This window comes from Sphingorhabdus sp. EL138, assembly GCF_945882965.1.
Classification (GTDB): domain Bacteria; phylum Pseudomonadota; class Alphaproteobacteria; order Sphingomonadales; family Sphingomonadaceae; genus Sphingorhabdus_B.
The window spans coordinates 11,445-30,611 of record NZ_CAMCWY010000016.1 but is presented as its reverse complement, the minus strand read 5'-3'; the positions used below and the strand labels follow the sequence as shown (position 1 = coordinate 30,611).

Here is a 19,167-nt window from a genome sequence, read left to right as displayed (position 1 = left end):
GTTATCTAACGGCAGTATAGCGGAGTGACCTAAGTACGGCCATTGGGGAAGGATACTTTTATGAGTAACGGTGGCGCAAAACCCATCCATGTCATAGTACTTGGCGGCGGCACAGCGGGCTGGATGGCGGCAACCGGCGTTGCGGTCATGCTTGGGGAACAAGTTCGCGTGACCCTCGTTGAATCCGAAGATATCGGCATTGTCGGTGTTGGAGAGGCTACGTTGCCGCACCTACGCAGCTTTGTCGAAAGCCTTGGTATTAACGAATCCGACTTCATGCGGGAGACGCACGCTACCTACAAGCTGGGCATCGATTTCCGCGATTTCGGTAAGATTGGCGACAGCTATATCCACCCATTCGGTAGCTTCGGTGAAGAGCTGGCGGGGATATCATTCCACCATTATTGGCTCGCCGCGCAGCAAAGGGGTGATGCTGGTCCGATTAGCGACTATTCAATGGGCGTTGCAGCAGCGGTCGCAAACCGTTTTCGTCCACCCGCAAACGATCATACGCTTGGTTCAGCCTATGGCTACGCCTATCAGTTCGACGCGACTTTGTTTGGTCCGTATATGCGCACATTCGCCATCAGCAAAGGCGTTGAGCGAATCGAAGGCAAAGTTATCGAGGTCCAGAAAGACACTGAAACGGGCAATGTCACCACGCTACTCTTAGACAACGGACAGTGCATCAATGGCGACCTGTTTGTCGATTGTTCTGGTTTCCGCAGCATGCTGCTAGGAGAAGCTGTCGGCGCGGAGTGGGAGGACTGGTCGCACTGGCTACCGTGCGACCGCGCGGTAGCCATGCCCTGCGCTGCGGCTAGCGAGATAATAGAACCCTACACGCGCGCAATAGCCATGCCCGCTGGCTGGCGTTGGCGCATTCCATTGCAGCACCGTGTCGGTAACGGCTATGTCTACGCAAGCAGCTTCATCGACGACGAAAAAGCGGCGGATGCGATTGTCGCTGCGGTCGAAGGCACTTCGTTAGCAGACCCCCGGATCCTGAAATTCAGGGCCGGGCGTCGCAAGAACAGCTTCGTCAAAAACGTCATCGGCGTCGGGCTGGCAAGCGGATTCCTTGAGCCACTCGAATCGACCAGTATCTATCTCGCGCAAATGGCTATCACCTATTTGATCGAATTATTCCCCAAGGACGGCAAGATTGAGAACGCGGACCGCGCCGAGTTCAACCGACTCGTTGACATGGAATATGACCGCATCCGCGATTTCCTGATCCTGCATTACCACGCCACAACGCGTGACGATTCCCCATTTTGGGATCACGTTCGTACGATGCAGGTGCCAGACAGTCTGGCAGGCAAGATAGAACTTTGGAAACGGACCGGACGTATTGCCAAATATTCTGAAGGGTTGTTTTATGATGCCAGCTGGATAGCGGTCTTTCTAGGGCAGAACATCCTTCCCAACGGCATCGACCCGCGCGTTTCGGTTCCCGACCCGGGCGGTATGGCACGCGCTCTGTCTTCGCTGAAGCATGCAATTGACATGGAAGTCGCGACCATGCCGGACCATCGCGCCTATCTGCATTCGCGCAGCGAGCGACTGGCACCGCAGCTATGAATCATGCTGCTCAGCCCCGCGAACTGCCGCACGCCATTCTGGTGGTTGGCGACGGACAGGTAGGCATACTGACCGCCATCGCCCTGCGCCAGGCACTACCGACCACGACGGTAACTGTAATTCCCAGTCCGGCAGATCACGCTGCTTTTGCCGACCGTATTGGCACAGCAATGCCCTTTACGAACCGGCTGCATGACCGGCTCGGCATATCCGAAATGGATTTGGTGCAAAGGGCTGGAGCGAGCCACCGGTTAGTTACTCGCTATCGCGGCTGGGCAAGTGAGACCCATGAGGGCATTAGCGGTTATGGCAGTGGTAACCCGGCGCTTGGCAATGCGTTTACGGGACATTTTGAGGCCGTCCGCAGTCCCGGTCGGGCAGCCGAAGCAAGGATTTTAACACCCGCCGCGGCGCTTGCTGCTACGGGCCGTTTTTGCCCACCCGATGGCGACCCCAACTCACCGCTCGCCACTATTGATTACGCGCTCCGATGGAATGTCGAGGCCTATCGCAATCTGCTGATTGCAAAGGCGATGCAGCTTGGCATTCAATATGCACCAAAATTGCCCGCTGATGTGCAATATAGCGCACGGGGTGATATCGCTGCAGTCATTCTTGACGACCATGCTGGAGCGATTGCCGCCGACCTGTTTATCGATTGCAGCGGTCCTATGCGCTGGTTGATGAGCAGGATGGCAGGCGCGACGCTTGACAGCTGGAGAGAAAATCTGCCCTGCGATCGAGTGTTGATCGCCGCGCCGGGTGAACCAGTTTTGGCGCTCGAAGATCGGATGACCCTGACCCCGCATGGCTGGTTGAACGAGATTGGCGGGCGTGACGGGGTGCAGCGGATATTTGCATTCCCCGCATCGCTGGGCAGTGCCGACGCGGAAGCGCATCTAATAGGGGCAGGCGCTTCCGCTGCCATCGCCGCGGCAATTCATCCCGGCGCACTCGTCCGGCCCTTTGTCGGCAATGTCGTTGCCTTGGGCGACGCAGCGGCGAGTTTCGAGCCAATTGGCGGTACAAATCTGGATCTCGCCCACCGACAGTTGTCTTTGTTGCTCGAACTGCTCCCAGGGCGCAACGTCGAACCACGCGAACGCGAAGAGTATAACCGCCGCGCGGAGCTGATGGCTTCGTCGCTGCGTGATTGGTTGACTAGCCATTATGCCGCGCTCGGAATGCCCGGCACGCCGTTTACGGCGCGTGTGTCGCAACTCACATATTCGCCGTCGTTCAACCTGCTGATCGACATGCACCGGCGACATGGTCGGATGCCCTTTTTCGAAGAAGCGCCGGTGCTGCCATCGGAGTGGAGCGCTATGCTGCTGGCGCTGGGCATATCCTCGTCACCCTCAGCCCACGCGCTAGCCCAGTCGGCTGAACGGAACCGCTCGTTGACGCAGCAGGCGGAAAATGCGGCGCGCGCAGCGGTAGATGCAGCGCCGCCTTATGGCGAATGGCTGGAGTCTGTATTGCCGCAGCCTGGTGTTTAACGCTGCATCGAGGCTCTGATGTAGGCCATCATCTTGCTGATTAGGTTCGGCGAAAACGGCCCAAGCATGCCCTTCGATCCGTCTGGCAAATGCGCGCCTGGATCATGCTCGCCAAAGGCAAAATACTCGGCGATATTGCGCCAGACCTCTCGCTGTTCGGGGTTCAGATGCCGGAAGGCCGCAATCATGTGAAGTAGCGCATCATAAGGCGGAGCCATAACCTCATGCGGGTTGTTCCACCAGTAATTGACGAGGATGTTCAGTGTATCTAGGCTATCTACCGCATGCCACCAGCCATAGGGGATGTAGATCGCATCGCCGGGTTCGAGCGTTGCGGTTTGCGCATATTTCCATGCTTCTGCAAAACGCGGATAGATCTCCAAGTCAGGATTTATTGGGTCAACGAGGCTGGTCGGCGTTCCCGCAGGGGTAAGTTCGAGCGGCCCCAGATATAGGTTAGAAATCTGCTCGGGCGGAAACAATATGAAGCGGCGGCGGCCCGCTACATTGCAGGCGACATTTTCGCTCAGGTCGTAATGCGTTGCCGTCCGAACGCGATTGCCGAGCCAGATGCGGCCTTCAACATCGGGTAACAGATCAAGCCGGTTCGCTTGCGCAAAGCGCGGCGATACGATGCGCAGGACTTCCGACTGGACGGACATTGCGTGCGGCATGTCTTTGGCATTTTCATCCATCAGGTCGCCCAAGAATTTGGCCAGTTGGCCCTGCCCCTTGATGAAGTTAAATCCGGTCAATTGCGGGTTGTAGAAAAGCCGCCCCTGCTCGGACGGAGCCGCCGCGAGCGCGGTTACCGGGCGGGTCGTGCCACATTCGTTCAGATAGGCGACCATCGCTCTATCGCCTCGTTGTCCGGCAGCTACACATGACCAGTCGGCGACCAAACCGCGCATCACCAAAGGCTTTGCCGCAGGACGGATATGTTCGTGAAATTCAGTAAAACCAGCTTTACCGGTTTCGGCAATCGCTACTGGCTCGGACAGCCACGTCACCCCTTCACCATCACACTACCCTGTTGGATGAGAAATTCGGACTGCGTTGGCATCGCATCCGCCGTGCCTTGAACAACGCTACGGATATGCGCAAGACGGTTCATCGTTTCATTATCTGGCAGTAAATCGGCTGCGGGGTGATAGCCGTCTGACTCCATGCCTTGCCCCACCATCACCGACAGCCAACTCGTCTCAGTAAACAGCTCGTTATTCTCGCGGAACACCCTGCCCGACGAACGGAACATTGCTAGCTTGTCCGCCAGCCCAGGCGGCGGCTCCAGCGTACGGCAATAGTCCCAAAAGGCGGAATCGTTGCGTTCGGTTGCTTTGTAGTGCAGCACAAGGAAATCGCGAATTTCCGAATAATCTTCAATCGACTCGCGGTTAAAGCGGTCGATTTCCTCGCGGCGAAATTCGCGAGTTGGGAATAGCGTCATCAGTCGGGCAATGCCTGCCTGAACCAGATGGATCGCAGTCGATTCAAGTGGCTCCAAAAAGCCACCTGCCAAACCCAACGCAACCACATTCTTCTCCCACGCCTTGTGCCGATGTCCGGCAGTGAAACGGATATAGTTGGGGTCGGCCAGCGGTTCGCCGTCAAGATTGGCAAGTAATAAGGAAGTTGCCTCGTCAGAAGACATATGCATGCTTGAATAAACATGGCCATTGCCGATCCGGTGCTGCAACGGAATACGCCATTGCCAGCCAGCGGGCCGCGCAGTGCTGCGGGTAAGCGGTTCGCTCAATTCGCCTTCCGGATGCGTGCAGGGAATGGCGACCGCTCGGTCGCAGGGCAACCACGGCGTCCAGTCCTCGAACCCGACGCCGAGCGTTTCACCAATCAACAGGCTGCGAAAGCCCGAGCAGTCTATGAACAGGTCGCCCGTGACATGCGTGCCGTTTTCAAGAACGACGGCAGTGACAAAACCGCTCTCATTATCCTGCTCGACCTTTGTGATTTTGCCTTCTGTCCGCTTGACGCCCTGCGCCTCTGCGCGAGCGCGCAGATATTTCGCATAACGGCCCGCATCGAACTGAAAGGCATAGCTGAATTTGGAGAGCGGCGAATTGGGCTGGTCCGACTGCGGTCGCATGAACCGGCCTGCTTTACCCGCCACCGCCGCCATCGAATAGGCGTCGAGCAGGCTGTTGTCGCCAAGCCCTTTGCCCTTAAGCCAGAAATGTTGGAATTCGATACCCATCATATCGATGCCATAATGGCCAAAGGGGTGAACGTAACGATGCCCCAACCGCGTCCAGTCGACAAACTCAATGCCGAGCTTATAGGTCGCCCCGGTTTGGCGCACGAACTCATTTTCATCGATGCCGAGCAAGTTGTTGAACAGGCAGATATCAGGGATGCTTGCTTCGCCAACACCGACAGTGCCAATGGCGTCGGATTCGACAAGCTCAATATGCAGCCCCGGCAGCGCGCCGAACACTCGAGAAAATGCCGCAGCCGTCATCCATCCGGCGGTACCACCGCCGACGATCACCATTTTGCGGATGGCATAGTCATTCATGGCACGATCCGGACGTCCGATGCAGCCCATGCCCCGGCCTTTCGCAAAAATTCCTCGTGCGTGGGCAGCGCATCGGCGGTCGCAGTATAGCCTCGACGCATCTGCGCCATCGCTTCGCTTACGCGCTTTTCATCGAGCGCATCGGTCAGCGTGTCCCAGTGTTCGGGCCAGATGTTCTGGCCCAACATCACCGCAACCCAACTCGGCATGCTAAACAGCTCTGCATTCTCGCGGAACACTCGCCCCCGTGTTTTGAACAATTCCATTTTGCGCGCTAGCGGCTCGGGTATGTCCATATCGCGGACATAGCACCAGAACGGAGTGTCATCGCGCTGCGTCGCCTTGTAATGCAGGATGATGAAATCCCGGATATCCTCATAAAGATCGCGCATCCCGCGATTATATTCGTCGCGTTCGAGCGGATTGAAGTTTTTGTCTGGAAACAGAGCAAACAGCCGCGCAATGCCGTTCTGGATCAGGTGGATGCTGGTTGATTCCAGCGGTTCGAGAAAGCCACCAGAAAGCCCAAGCGCCACGACATTATGGCTCCAGCTGAGTTCACGCCTTCCGGTGGTAAAACGCAGCCGGCGCGGATCCGCCAAAGCTTCGCCCTCGAGATTGGCCATCAGCACCGCCTCGGCCGCGTCATCGTCGAGATATTGGCTCGAATAAACATGCCCGTTGCCGCTGCGGTGCTGCAGCGGAATACGCCATTGCCAACCTGCAGTCCGCGCGGTTGACCGGGTGAACGGGTCAGGAGGGCCGATATTGGCGGTCGGAACGGCAATCGCGCGATCCATCGGCAGCCAGTGGCTCCAGTCCTCATAACCTACACCCAGCGTGTCGCCGATCAACAGACCGCGAAAGCCAGAGCAGTCGATGAACAACTCACCTGCGATTTTCGTTCCGTCGGCCAACTCTACGGATTCGACAAAACCGTCGCTGTCGCGGCGATGAACGCGGACAATCTTGCCCTCCTGCCGAACAACCCGATTGGCCTCAGCGTGACGGCGCAAAAACTTCGCATAAAGGGATGCGTCAAAATGAAAGGCGTAGAATAACTCGGAAACCGGCGAACGTGCGGTCGCATTGGCCCGTCCGAACTTCCCCAGCTTTGCCGCCATGGCCGACATGCAGTATTCGGAAATCGACCGGTGGTCGCCGCGGGCATATTCGCGCAGATATAGCTGATGGAAATTGATGCCATGTAGGTCCTGACCGTAATGCCCAAACGGGTGGAAATAGCTTTCGCCCAGCCTACCCCAATTTACAAACTCGATGCCCAGTTTGAATGTACCCTGCGTTTCCCGTAAAAATTCATTTTCATCGATATCGAGCATGCGGTTGAAATTCAGGATCGCCGGAATGGTCGCCTCACCCACGCCAACAGTGCCAATTTCATCTGATTCGATAACAGTTATTTTGCGTTGGCCATTATCCAAAAAACGACCAAAAGCCGCCGCGGCCATCCAGCCAGCGGTGCCGCCGCCAACGATTACAATATCGCGGATTGCATGATTTTCATTGCTCATGTGACTTTTTTGCACCCACTTCCAAACAATCCTCTCGGTCGCTTTTGTATGTTAATTCAGGTCTTGCCAACTGCCAAATGGCAATATAGGTAGCGCTACCATAAGCGCAATATTTAAAAACGATAGCGCTCTCAATTGGGAAGGATACGCCATGGAACAGCCATCATTGAATTTGTTTGAGTCGATTCGCGCACTGGGATGTGGGCAGGTGCCGATATCGCCTTTGAAGGCAAGTGTATCAATGCTTGCGGTTTGTGTGCTGCTGACCAGCGCTCCGTCCTATGCGCAAGATGCGGCAGCGGTTGAGACGGAAGACAATGGAGACGCCATTGTTGTCACAGGTATCCGCGCCAGCCTTGCAAACGCGCAGAGCATCAAAAAGAATTCAGACACAATTGTGGATGCCATTACCGCGGAAGACATCGGCGCTCTGCCCGACCGTTCCGTAACTGAGGCACTCCAACGGCTTCCTGGTGTAGCGATTAACCGCTTTGCTGGTTCGAATGATCCAGACCACTTCTCGGTAGAGGGATCGGGTGTCGTCATTCGCGGCCTGAACTTTGTGCGCTCGGAATTCAACGGGCGTGATTCGTTTGCAGCAGGTGTTGGCGGACAGGCCTTGAACTTTGCGGATGTTCCATCCGAGTTGTTAGGCTCAGTCATTGTCAGCAAAAATGCGACGGCTGACATGATTGAAGGCGGGCTTGCTGGAACGGTCAACCTTAACACCCGTAAGCCATTTGATAACAAGGGCTTTCATATCGGTTTGAACCTTGAGGCCAATTATGGCGATTTCCGCAAAAAATGGACGCCCACAGGTTCACTTCTACTAAGCAACACCTGGGAAACCGGCATTGGTACCTTTGGCCTCTTGGGCAATCTTTCCTACTCGCGCATCAAAAGCCGTGCTGATGGCCTGCAGATTTCGAATTTCCAGACAAGAGACGGCGCCTATGTCTTAAAGGCAAATGCCGGCGGCACACAAATATGCCGCAATCGTCTTCCTAGCAGCGACAACACAACACTTTTACCCGCCCAGTCCAACAACTGTAATGCGGCACAAACAACCGGCGCAGATGGTTTCGCAGATCTGCGTTCGCTGGCTTATGCGCCGCTTGGAGGTCAATTCCGCACACAAGAATTCGACCGTACACGTGACGGTCAGGCGCTTGCCTTCCAGTTCGAATCAACAGATCGCAATACTTTAGTCACCGCGCAATTCCTTCGGTCGCACACGACCAACAAATGGGGTGAGCGTACATTCGAAACAGGCTCGGATCTCTCGGAATATGGCACTCAGCCAATCGGCTGCTTGCAAAACAACCGGGGGCCAGCTGAACTGAGGGCCGATGGTACATTTGGCGACGGCACGACCCGGGCAGAATGCCCGATTGGCTCCAGTTTCCAGAACTACACCTATGATGAGAATAATCTGTTCCAAAAGGGATATATAACTAATCCAAGTGACGGCTGGCGCGGCAATCCAAATACGTTCGTCCCAATTGGTGGATTGCAGCAGGTTGCTGCACGTCGCGAAGTTGACGAAGAAAGTACCAACACCGATTATGCGCTTAACATGCAGACGAAGCTGACGGACAGACTGAGCCTTAGCCTCGACGCGGACTACACAAAGTCGGAAAAGAAAAACCTCGATGTCAGCATAATGGGTTCAACCTGGGCGGATCAAGAGCTGGACCTGACCGGCGATCTCCCAGTGGTGATCCCGCACAAACCGAACTATCTTGGGTACAGCTGGGCGGGACCAAACCCGACGCTTGGGGCAATGTCAGATGCGCAATATTTTGCTGACAAGCGCGTTCAATTCTGGCGCTCGGCAATGGACCATATCGAAAATAGTACCGGTTCGGAATTTCAGTTCCGTGGTGATCTGGCCTATGACTTTGACGAGACTTCTTTCCTACGTCAGCTCAAGTTCGGTGCTCGATATGCGGACCGCGATCAGACTGTTCGCTACACCACATATAACTGGGGCGTGCTGAGCGAAGTGTGGGCGGGCAGTCCGGTTTCGGTAAGTCAGGTCGGCAGCGGCAATGCTGACTTCTACGCCTTTCCGGACTTCTTTCGCGGACAGTCACCTGGGCCGGCTGGCGCGTACTACTATAATGGCGATCTGATTGGCGATTATGCCGGATCTTCGACCTTTGCTAAATCGGTCAATGCTGCTTGGGTTGCCAATGGCGGCAATGCCGGTTGGGTTCCGCTTGCGGAGCGCGATGGTGTGGTAGCTGGCACAGCATTCCTGCCCTCAGAAATCCAACCGGTCAGCCAGCAGGACACGGCTTTGTACCTGCAGGCGAAATTCGGTTCCGAGGACTTTGGCGGGATGCGGCTATCTGGGAATATCGGCGTGCGGTATGTTTCATCGGACATTAGGTCTGATGGCAACATCAGCGTCGGCAGCAAGGCGCAACTGGGTATTGCGCAGCCTTATAGCGTTCGCTGCGCTCCCGTACCTGGTCCAGGAGGAGTAGGTACTGTTCCTGCGGGCGGTTTGTGCAGTACGTTGAACTCGACACAGTATGAGGCGCTTCAGACATTTGCAGATGGATCAAACGCATTTGATTCGGCCAAAAACGACTATAATTATCTGTTGCCTAGCTTTAACGCAAAACTGGCCGTGTCGGACGACGTTAATTTTCGCTTTGCCGCATCGAAAGTTCTTACCCGGCCCGACAATGCCTATCTGCGGAACTTCCTGAACACCGGCTTGGATGGTGCGGGCAATTTGACGGCCGAAACTGGCAATCCTTTCCTGAAGCCCGCAACTGCTTGGCAATTCGACCTCACTGCAGAATGGTATTTCGCACGGGTTGGATCGCTTACCTTGGATGTCTTCTACAAGGATATCCGAAACTTCTTTTATCAGGCAGTAACCGACCGTTCGATTACCAACAACGGCGTTACGCAGAATGTCCTAGTGCGCGGCCCGGCCAACTTTGACGGGAAGGGTAAAGTAAAAGGTTTCGAAATTGCCCATCAGCAGACCTATGATTTCCTCCCCGGATTTCTGGACGGTCTTGGTACTTCGGCCAACTATACTTACATCAAGAGCAAGGGGCTTCCGAATACGTTCCTAAACGGCGGCAATCTGGCCGCTAACTCCACAGTACCTCTCGGCAATCTGCCGCTTGAGCAGCTATCGAAGCATAATGTGAACGCCGCTGTCTTCTATGAAAAGGGGCCAGTCTCGCTCCGTGCGGCTTATAACTGGCGCTCACGCTTCTTACTGACTGCATCGGATGTGATTTTCCCATATTATTCGATCTTCAACGAAGCGACTGGACAGTTGGATGCGTCGGCATTCTTTAGCGTGACTGATAACATTAAGATCGGGGTCCAAGGCGTTAACCTGCTTAATGAGGTGACCAAGACTTCGCAGGCCTATACCGGTAACCCCAGTCTACTGGCACCGCGTTCCTACTTCATGAACGACCGCCGCTTCTCGTTCATCGCGCGGGCGAATTTCTAAGCCGGATTGGTGACGATATCGCAATATAATGGCGCCGTCTGACCCGCTCAGGCGGCGCCGTTTTAATCAACTGCTCTCCTCCAAGCACGATTAGCGTCTAGCTTAAGGGAGTTGCAGATGATGAAACGAACAAGGTTTTAAGAGAAGGGTCAACAATAGTTCGTTCCCGGGGGTCTGCACCGCAACCTCAAGGCCATAAGCTATCGCCAATCACACCAATTCGGAGGCCTCGCAGGAACTGCTGAGGGCCAGTGTACGCGGCAACATCGCTAAGGAAAAATTCGCGGTAGATGGCGACAGGAACTTTATCAAGTACGTGCCGTGTCAATGGCTGCCCTTAAGTCTTGTTCTGTTAAAGGAAGTTGACGCAGGCGCACGCCACATGCAGCGAAGATCGCGTTGGCAACGGCTGGAATGACAGGCGGCAGGGCAGGTTCACCTAGGCCCGTTGGCGGAAATTCACTAAGCACAAACTGCACGTCAACCTCAGGCGCTTGAGGCATACGCATCATCGGAATATCTTGAAAGTTCGTCTGAACCGCTCGCCCCTTTGAGAACGTAATTTCTGCCGACATAGAACCAATACCATCCATCACGGCACCCTCAACTTGGTTTTTGGCTGCGCTTGGATTGACGATCTGGTTTCCGACATCCCCTACCGCCCAGACCTTGAGAACGCGCCATTTGCCATCGTCCGTCACTCTGACCTTCGCAACTTCAGCGAAATATCCATGGTGGCTAAAATAGGTTGCCACGCCCATGCCCTCGCCTTTGCCGGAGGCCCTACTTCTCCAGCCCGAACGCTCCTCGACAGTCTTCAAGACAGCGCGCATTCGCGACGGATTGTATCCCCCGAACCGATCTCCGTTGTAATCATCAATGTGAGCATTGAGATGGGCCAGACGGAAGGCAATCGGATCCTGGCCCGCACCATGAGCGATCTCGTCGCAAAAAGTCTCGTGCACAAAAGCAAGCGCGTTAGAAACAGGTGCACGCAGGTAACCTGTTGGTATGGTAGTTTCAATCTTGGAGAACTCAATACGCGTGTGTGGGGCGACGGTCAAAGCGAATGCGTTACCTGCGACCTCATCGCCTTGTACAATCTTGCCTTCACGGGTGAAGTTCACACTGTGGCTAATATAAGCTGCCAACTTGCCTGATGCATCAACGCCGGCACGGACACGGTAGTAACCTCCGGGGCGAAAGAAATCGTGAGCGACATCATCCTCGCGCGCCCAGACCAGTTTGACTGGTGCGCCTGCCTTTTGCGCAATAGCAGCGGCTTCTGCCATGTAGTCGTTCTCGAGCCGACGACCAAAGCCTCCCCCACATCGTCGCATATGGACGGTGACGATGGCCGGATCGATGGAAAGCGTCTTTGCAATGAGCGCCTTGCCGTCATTAGGTTGCTGCGTCGGCGCCCAAATTTCCACGCCCTCAGCTTTTACCACGGCTGTACAGTTTTGCGGTTCCATCGGGACGTGGGCCAAAAATGGCACGTTGTATTCGGCGTCAAAAGTGTGGGTAGCCGATCTCAAAGCAGCGTCAGCATTGCCGCGTTTTTCTTTGACCTCGCCCTCGCCTAGCAACAGCGTCTTGGCGGTTTGGGAATAGATTTCACTGTCGTGCAATTTACCGACGGCTTCATCCCATACCGGTGAAAGCAGGGCGCGCGCAGCCTGCGCGTACCACCAACTAGTGGCGACAATTGCAATACCATCCTTCAGCCCATGCATATCCGTGCCCTTAAGCACAAATACGTCTTTGACGCCGTTGGCGGCCTTCGCAGCGGAAAGATCGCACGAGATGAGCCGCGCGCCATAAACTGGTGACTTCAAATAAACCGCGTACAACATACCGGGCAAGCTCACGTCGATGCCAAAAATCGGTTCGCCCCTAACGATTTTTGGATTGTCATATCCTTTCTGCGTCTTGCCAATTAGCAAAAAGTTTTTAGGGTCCTTTAGCGTAAGCTTAGTAGGATCGGGTGGAGCCAGAAGCGCGGCTTCGGCGGCCAATTCACCATAGTCAAACGTTGTGCCGTCCTTGTGCCTTACTTTGCCAGCCTTTGTTGTGAAGGCGTCATGCGTGGCTTTCATACGTCTTGCAGCCGCCTCGATCAGAAGCCAACGCGCTGCAGCCCCGACCTGGCGCATCGGCATGTATTCCAGAGCGGTCGCCATACTGCCGCCAGCAAACTGAGCGCCGAAGCGCTTGTCATCGGAGGCGGCGGTTTCTATCCTCACATTGGCCCAAAGGACATCTAGTTCTTCGGCAATAAGCATGGGAAGGCTGGTCATGACCCCTTGGCCAATTTCAGGATTTTTGGCTATGAGGGTCACTATGCCGTCAGACGAGATAGCGACATAATCGGTTACTGCTGTCACTGGACCTGGATCGTCCTTTTCTGTGCAGGCCGACAAGCCGAAACCGAGCAAAAGCCCTCCTCCGGCCAAGACGCCAGATTTCAGAAAAAGCCGACGTGTTGTTTCCATTTCAGGCCTCCGTGCCGCGGTTGCGAGTGTCGTCTACGGGCTGTCCAGATGCTGATTTGATCGCTGCCCTTATGCGCTTGTACGTAGCGCACCGACACAGATTGCCTTCCATCGCCACGTCAATGGCTGCGTCGTCAGGTGTGGGGTTCTGGGTCAACAGAGCCGTCGCGGTCATAATCTGACCGGCCTGGCAATAGCCGCACTGAATAACGTCGAGTTCAAGCCAAGCTTCCTGAATGGCGCGTCCCTGGCGGTTTCCAGCTATGCCTTCTATAGTCACGACTTTGCCGTCACCGATGCCGCCGACCGGGGTGATGCACGCTCGCACGGGTTCTCCGTCGATATGCACCGTACAGGCACCGCACTGAGCAACACCGCAACCGAATTTGGTCCCCTTTAAATCCAGCTCGTCCCGCAACACCCAAAGGAGGGGCATTTCGTCTGGTACTTTAAGTTGTCGAGGTTGGCCATTAACCGAAAGTGTGATCATCCTACTCTTCCTTAATCCTTGTCGTGTTTCGAGAGTAACTTTACGACAACCGGATGATTTAGCCCGTCGACCGTTGAGTCAAGCCAGGCGTTGAATCCGTTCAGATCGCGCACGCCGCTCAAGTCCTGCACCCAAGTCGCGCCAAAAGCATAGCGCACATGACCTGGATCCTTAAATGTCACGAAATAGGTTCGCCCATCGTCTCGCACGTCTCCCGTTGTGTCCTTTGGCTTGAAGAAAATGGCTAGGCCCAGATTATCATTCGTAAGAGCCTGCTGGCCCCATGAAGCAAAATAGCTCCATGCTTCTGACTTCCCACCCTTCAGTAGCAGAACCCCTGGATGATGGCGGAAGCCTGCGGCAAAGGGAGAAACTGATCCGGTTGCTGCAGCATCGACAAAGGTAAGAGCCTGCCCGTATGAAATCTTGTAGTGGGCACGCAACGAACCTCCGCCGGAATCGAAGTCGGAATGCGTTACGATTGCATGACCTGTAATTGCGGTATTGGCAACTTCGGCCGCAATAGTCGATGGACCGATTTGTTCGGCCTTGCCGTTTTTCACGATGCCGATGCCACCACTCCCCAGGCTCTTGTCGACCTGAAAAATGTCCTGCCCCCAATCATTCATTACATGATAGTCGCCTTCGTTTTGTCCTATGGACGGCAGGATGGGTCTAGGTAATTTCTTGCCGTAAATGTCGGTGACGCTACGTTCATCCAAGTAAAGCCTGTAGGCAACCTTGTCCGACTCCCAACCTATGCCTTCAAAGGCGATCAGGCCATCATGGATAAAATGTTCAGCGGGGACTTGGTAGGACTTGCGCAGGTGGAAAGTCCCGCCCTTAAGCAATCCGGCTTCCATTTTCCCGCCGTCTTGTACATTCAATATTGCGTGGACAAGTTCGGGCAAAGGCGCGGGTTGCGGCCGAACGCTGACCTGCAACGTTTGATGCTGCTTGATCGGCATGACAAAGCTTAGGATCCCGCGTTCGTACTGCGCCGGATAGACAATACCGCCTGCCTCAATGGACCATCCGCCAGCATCGCTTTCGGGCAGTGCAATGGCGATCTGGGCAAGGGCCGCTCCCTGATCAAAGCGAGAAGGGTTATGGACTTCAAGGCTTGCAGCGACAGGCGGTGCCGGAAGGTCAAGGTCGGCCACCTCACCAGCAGCGAGCAAAAATGCACCGACACCGTATAGCTGGGTATCATCATAAACTACAGCTTCGGGCCGGTCGCTTACCGACTGGACGTAGCCGAGTCTACCATCCTGTTGAACGGAGCGAACAAGAGCTGCCCATCCTTTGCGGACATGGGGCTCGTACGTGGATCGATCCAGCAACCCAGTTTTTACACCCCACGCAAGTCCGTACGTGAAGAAGCCTGTACCACTTGACTCGGGCGGACTGACCGCAGCATCGCCGAGCAAGGACGGAGACCAGAAACCATCAGGCTTTTGAAGTGCAATGAGCGCGACTGCCATCTCTTTGAAGATGCGTTCCATATAGGTGCGGTCCGCATCGCCTTCAGGAAGCAGCGAAATCATCCGCGCCAGACCAGCGAAAACCCAGCCGTTGCCTAGGCTCCAGAATATCTTTTTTCCATTGATGCCGCGCCGCTCGAAAAAGCGGCTGTCCCGGAAATAGAGGTGCGATGCCGGGTCATAGAGCTTGCCAGTTGTCGCGCGAAATTCTCTCTTTGCATAGTTGGCGTAACGCAGATCGCCGGTGACCTTGCTCATTTCCAGCCAAACAGGGGGTGCCATGAATAGCGCATCACTCCAGCACCAGCGATCTCGGCAGGTCAAACCGTTGCCAACAAAGTTTAGATCATTGACCGGAGGCTTCGCCAGGATTTCGTCGAGGCGCGCGCGCATCGGCACAATCGCGGCGTCACCGGCACCGTGCCGCGATGCCCAGAAATAGCTCGATCCGATGATGTGGTCGTCGGCGTCATTGATCATGTCACCAAGTCGCCAGCCGTTGGCTTGTCCTCGGGCGCGAATAACTGCGGCGAATTCCGGCCGGGACGAATGATCCGCCAAAGACATGAGGCCGACAAACAGTGCACCCTGCTCCCAGCCTCTTGGGTCGGGGTAGGCGGCAGAGGGGTTCGGCTTTAAGCCTGCTGCCATGGTAGCCAATTGATAGTTCCCGACCTTTTCAGCCAGTGCAACAACTTCTTGTCGATTCCAAGGAATTGCTGAAGGCGCTGAAATCACAGATGCGCTTGCGGGCCTAAGTTCCCGCGAATGGACCTCAGAGGTCATCACGCAGACTGCCAATACGCAGCATGCCAGTGAAACGGCTTTACGAAAGATGGCCATTCATTTCTCCCAGAAAGGACCGTCAAGCGCGCCGGGTGGACAGGCAAACTTGCTCGGCCCGGCAATCTTTCCAATGTGGCGGATCATGTGAATGATCCGTGCAAATATAAAAACGAATATGTCGACGCCTTTCATGCGCAGTTGTTGATTACGTGGATGGGCGATTGTCGAACGAGATGTCGTCGATGAAAAAGCTGTTCTGCGTGTCAGCACCAACAGTCAAATCAAGTTGGATCTGACTTACGTTGTGTGGGTTGAAGCCTTTGGACTCAACTAAATCTCGAAGTGGAACTCGCACTTCATGCCAATTGTCGTCAAAAATGTCAGGCGCGTAAGTTAGGACGTCGATTCGCGTGGAATGTTGTTCGGGCGTATCAAGCACCGCCCCGTTGCATTGCAGATTGAGCCGGAACTGAACGGGCTTGCCCCGAACCTTTATCCAGAAGCTAAAGGTTTCTAGCCCCGAAACATCGGTACCTATGTCGTCACCGGTCTTGAAGTTGAACCAGTTCCAGCCTGCGCCAATCCACTCGTTGTCGCCCGAGAATTTGAATTCGAGCGCCGAAGATCCGCTATGCGCTTCTATTGTTTGTGGACCAAAGGTCGATCGCGTCGGGTTCACCCAACCGCCACCCACATTTGCGGTTTCGCCATTCCAGACCACGACGCGGTGTTGGCCAGAGGAATTCTTTGACGCCTGCGGGTCTTTGGCGGCGGCCGGGTTTGCGGCGATCGCATGACCAACAAGCAGAGCCAGGGCAAGCATCGGTGGGGCCGCGCGGCCTGCGATTTTCACTCCGTGGGGCATGCGGCACCCGCCTTGGTTTCAGTTAGCCTGACGTCAGCAAGAGAAAGGTCAAGCGAACCGCCTGTTTCCAGGTGCAAGATTGTTGGAGTGGCCGCCAAATCCTGCCCCTTGAAGCATGACAATGGAACCGCGATGGTCGCGTAAGCACCAGGAGCAAGGCTTTTCAGAACTCTAGTAATTGGTACCGATGCGCTTCCCACACCGAGCCTGACATCGCTCGTCGGCGGCACGTTGATGCGTAGGTTGAGAGAAAGCAGCATGGCGCCGTTGGCCTCTCTTGCAATGTCTGATGGTTTATTGGCGCCCATCTCTGCCCAAGCCTTGGACTTGCCGTTCCAAGCCAAGTGCACAGCCCCGTCGCTTTGAGGCTCCGCCATTAACCCTGCCGAACCGTACAATGTCGTCTTGGTTCCAACATAGTCCATGCGAGGCGCATTGCTGTCGCCGAGCCACAGCCTATAGCCGTTCCAGACTTCTCCTTTGGTATAATAGACGTTCCTTTCGCCGTACCGCGTCGTGTCGGCGACCTCGGGCAAGATGGGCGTTACTACCCGCGTTGCGTAAGAAAGTCCAAAGCCATAAGCGAATTGAGGATCATAGGCTGCGTCACCGATGTTCAGAGGCGTTTGATCAGGGCGCTTGGGCCACGAAAAGCTTAACCGCCCTTGAAAATCATATTGGGGAGTTCCGTCAGGGCGTGACAAGAGAACATCTGCAACGCCAGCACCCTCCGAGCCCGGCAGCCACGCTTCCACAAACGCATCGGCTGCATTTATTTGGGGGTTCACGTACAGAGGTCGCCCCGACATCATGACGGCGACGACTGGTATACCCTGCTTCTTGAGATTGCGGATAAGTTCCAGACTTTCGACGTTATTGTGATGCAAAGCCACGTCGCTCTGATCGCCCATGAACTCCGCGTAAGGCTTTTCACCGAAAACGACGATGGCAACATCTGGCTTTTGAGGCGATGTGCCATCCGGACTTAGTAGCGCTTGACCGCCGGAAGCTTCGATCTGCGCCTTCAAGCCTTCATATATCGATGTTGCACCTGGAAAATCATTCGGACCGTTGTCTGCACCCTGCCAGCTCAACGTCCAGCCTCCGGATTGCATGGCGATGCTGTTGGCACCGTCGCCAGCGACAAGAACGGTTGCGTTCGGACGTATCGGAAGGACACCATTGTTTTTGAGCAAGACCAAGGATTTCCGAACCGCTTCACGAGCAACAGCGCGATGCGCCGGCGTCCCAATGGGCTGGAGGCTCGTCGCACGATTGGCCGGTGACGGCGCATCAAACACGCCCATGCGAAACTTAACGCGCAGAATTCGCCGGACCGCATCATCTAGACGGCTCTTCGGTATTTCACCGGACTTCACCTGGCGTACTAAGTTGTCGTAAAGAGCCTTCCAGTCTTGTGGTTGGTTAAATATGTCCAGCCCAGCATTGAAAGCTACCGAACAATCAGAATTGCTGCACCCGGGTATCTGGCCGTGAGCCAACCAGTCGCCCATGATAAAACCGTCGAACCCCATCCTGCCCTTCAATACGTCAGTCAGGAGTGCCTTGTTGGCGTGCAACTTGACCCCGTGCCACGAATTGAACGAGGCCATGACAGATTGCGTGCCGGTATTGATGGCCTGAACATAAGGCGCCCCATGCAGACGGGAGAGGTCCGCTTCCGAAACTGTGGAGTCGCCTTGGTCCCTGCCCCCATCCGTAGAGCCGTCGCCGAGGAAGTGCTTGGCCGTTGCAATAACGTGATCAGGCCCCAGGAAGTCAGACCCCGTGCCCTGTATGCCCGCAACCATAGCGGCCGCATACTGCGAAACGATATTCGGGTCTTCCGAATAGCTCTCGTAGCTGCGCCCCCAGCGGTCATCACGCGCGACAGCAATGGTGGGAGCGAACGTCCAATCCATGCCCGTTGATCGAACTTCGGCAGCCGTTACTTCGCCTATGCGGCGCAAGAGTTCAGGGTCATGGGCAGCGCCGAGACCGATATTGTGCGGAAAGAGAGTGGCGCCGTAAACATTATTATGACCGTGCACTGCATCGGATGCCCAGATCAGGGGTATAGTGACCTTCTTACCTGGCACAACCGACGCCTGATAATAGGGCTCTATCAAGTCAAGCCAATCTTTGACCGTTGAATGCTTGTTACCGCCCGGCACAGCGCCGCCGCCGTTCTCAATCGAGCCTATGTGATATTTGGTCACTTCCTCGGGCTTAATAGTCTTCCACTCTGGTTGAATGACCTGACCGACCTTTTCCTCAATGCTCATCTGGGCGAGCATGCGCCCGATCCTGGCCTCTTTCGATGCGCTGAGCCCAATGGGCGACTTCGCTTCTGGCCAAAGCTTTGGATGGACTGTCGCGCCGGTTGCCGTGGACCGAGGACGGGACTCT

General features: G+C 55.4%; 11 protein-coding genes. 3 read left to right on the top strand and 8 right to left on the bottom strand.

The window, feature by feature from the left end; genetic code table 11:
• Window positions 1-60: 60 nt before the first annotated feature.
• Both Q0N43_RS08285 and Q0N43_RS08280 read left to right on the top strand, forming a co-directional pair.
• On the top strand, window positions 61-1,584 hold the full coding sequence (locus Q0N43_RS08285) for a tryptophan halogenase family protein (RefSeq protein WP_295445200.1): 1,524 nt from the start codon (window positions 61-63) through the stop codon (window positions 1,582-1,584).
• Window positions 1,581-3,083 (top strand): tryptophan 7-halogenase, encoded by a 1,503-nt coding sequence (locus Q0N43_RS08280; RefSeq protein ID WP_295445199.1) that lies wholly within the window; start codon window positions 1,581-1,583, stop codon window positions 3,081-3,083. The genes Q0N43_RS08285 and Q0N43_RS08280 overlap by 4 nt, the downstream gene beginning before the upstream one ends.
• On the opposite strand, the gene Q0N43_RS08275 is transcribed toward Q0N43_RS08280, so the two are convergent.
• From Q0N43_RS08275 to Q0N43_RS08265, 3 genes are read right to left on the bottom strand one after another with little or no spacing between them, the layout of a single operon-like run.
• Window positions 3,080-4,093 carry a cupin-like domain-containing protein gene (locus Q0N43_RS08275; protein ID WP_295445196.1) on the bottom strand — a complete coding sequence of 338 codons (1,014 nt, stop codon included), beginning with the start codon at window positions 4,091-4,093 and terminating at the stop codon, window positions 3,080-3,082. The two genes, Q0N43_RS08280 and Q0N43_RS08275, sit on opposite strands and share 4 nt — an antisense overlap.
• A complete protein-coding gene (locus Q0N43_RS08270) occupies window positions 4,090-5,646 on the bottom strand; it encodes a tryptophan halogenase family protein (RefSeq protein ID WP_295445193.1) in 1,557 nt (518 codons plus the stop codon). The genes Q0N43_RS08275 and Q0N43_RS08270 overlap by 4 nt, the downstream gene beginning before the upstream one ends.
• Entirely contained in the window at window positions 5,613-7,148 is a 1,536-nt protein-coding gene (locus tag Q0N43_RS08265; RefSeq protein WP_295445191.1) for a tryptophan halogenase family protein, read from the bottom strand. Before Q0N43_RS08265 ends, Q0N43_RS08270 begins: the two co-directional genes overlap by 34 nt.
• Window positions 7,149-7,299: 151 nt before the next feature.
• On the opposite strand from Q0N43_RS08265, the gene Q0N43_RS08260 reads away from it, so the two are divergent.
• Entirely contained in the window at window positions 7,300-10,638 is a 3,339-nt protein-coding gene (locus tag Q0N43_RS08260) for a TonB-dependent receptor (protein ID WP_295445188.1), read from the top strand.
• Window positions 10,639-10,946: 308 nt separating this feature from the next.
• Here the strand turns inward: Q0N43_RS08260 and Q0N43_RS08255 are convergent, their stop codons facing one another.
• The 5 genes from Q0N43_RS08255 to Q0N43_RS08235 all read right to left on the bottom strand — a co-directional run bounded on the left by Q0N43_RS08255 (window position 10,947) and on the right by Q0N43_RS08235 (window position 19,055).
• Entirely contained in the window at window positions 10,947-13,133 is a 2,187-nt protein-coding gene (locus tag Q0N43_RS08255) for a molybdopterin cofactor-binding domain-containing protein (protein WP_295445185.1), read from the bottom strand.
• Window position 13,134: 1 nt separating this feature from the next.
• Complete coding sequence (locus Q0N43_RS08250) at window positions 13,135-13,623, bottom strand: (2Fe-2S)-binding protein (RefSeq protein ID WP_295445183.1); 489 nt, start codon at window positions 13,621-13,623, stop codon at window positions 13,135-13,137.
• A gap of 11 nt (window positions 13,624-13,634) precedes the next feature.
• The gene (locus Q0N43_RS08245) at window positions 13,635-15,950 is read right to left on the bottom strand and encodes a glycoside hydrolase family 88 protein (RefSeq protein ID WP_295445180.1); all 2,316 of its coding nucleotides are present in this window, start codon (window positions 15,948-15,950) and stop codon (window positions 13,635-13,637) included.
• A 148-nt stretch (window positions 15,951-16,098) separates the two neighbouring features.
• The gene (locus tag Q0N43_RS08240; RefSeq protein ID WP_295445177.1) at window positions 16,099-16,758 is read right to left on the bottom strand and encodes a hypothetical protein; all 660 of its coding nucleotides are present in this window, start codon (window positions 16,756-16,758) and stop codon (window positions 16,099-16,101) included.
• Window positions 16,743-19,055, bottom strand: a complete 2,313-nt coding sequence (locus tag Q0N43_RS08235) for a glycoside hydrolase family 3 protein (protein ID WP_295445175.1) — start codon at window positions 19,053-19,055, stop codon at window positions 16,743-16,745. Before Q0N43_RS08235 ends, Q0N43_RS08240 begins: the two co-directional genes overlap by 16 nt.
• Window positions 19,056-19,167: the final 112 nt, after the last annotated feature.

Bases quoted from the DNA above. Each gene is read 5' to 3' on its own strand.
- Q0N43_RS08285 (WP_295445200.1), top strand. From the start codon at position 61: ATGAGTAACGGTGGCGCAAAACCCATCCATGTCATAGTACTTGGCGGC.
- Q0N43_RS08280 (WP_295445199.1), top strand. From the start codon at position 1,581: ATGAATCATGCTGCTCAGCCCCGCGAACTGCCGCACGCCATTCTGGTG.
- Q0N43_RS08270 (WP_295445193.1), bottom strand. From the start codon at position 5,646: ATGGGCTGCATCGGACGTCCGGATCGTGCCATGAATGACTATGCCATC.
- Q0N43_RS08265 (WP_295445191.1), bottom strand. From the start codon at position 7,148: ATGAGCAATGAAAATCATGCAATCCGCGATATTGTAATCGTTGGCGGC.
- Q0N43_RS08260 (WP_295445188.1), top strand. From the start codon at position 7,300: ATGGAACAGCCATCATTGAATTTGTTTGAGTCGATTCGCGCACTGGGA.
- Q0N43_RS08255 (WP_295445185.1), bottom strand. From the start codon at position 13,133: ATGGAAACAACACGTCGGCTTTTTCTGAAATCTGGCGTCTTGGCCGGA.
- Q0N43_RS08250 (WP_295445183.1), bottom strand. From the start codon at position 13,623: ATGATCACACTTTCGGTTAATGGCCAACCTCGACAACTTAAAGTACCA.
- Q0N43_RS08245 (WP_295445180.1), bottom strand. From the start codon at position 15,950: ATGGCCATCTTTCGTAAAGCCGTTTCACTGGCATGCTGCGTATTGGCA.
- Q0N43_RS08240 (WP_295445177.1), bottom strand. From the start codon at position 16,758: ATGCCCCACGGAGTGAAAATCGCAGGCCGCGCGGCCCCACCGATGCTT.
- Q0N43_RS08235 (WP_295445175.1), bottom strand. From the start codon at position 19,055: ATGCTCGCCCAGATGAGCATTGAGGAAAAGGTCGGTCAGGTCATTCAA.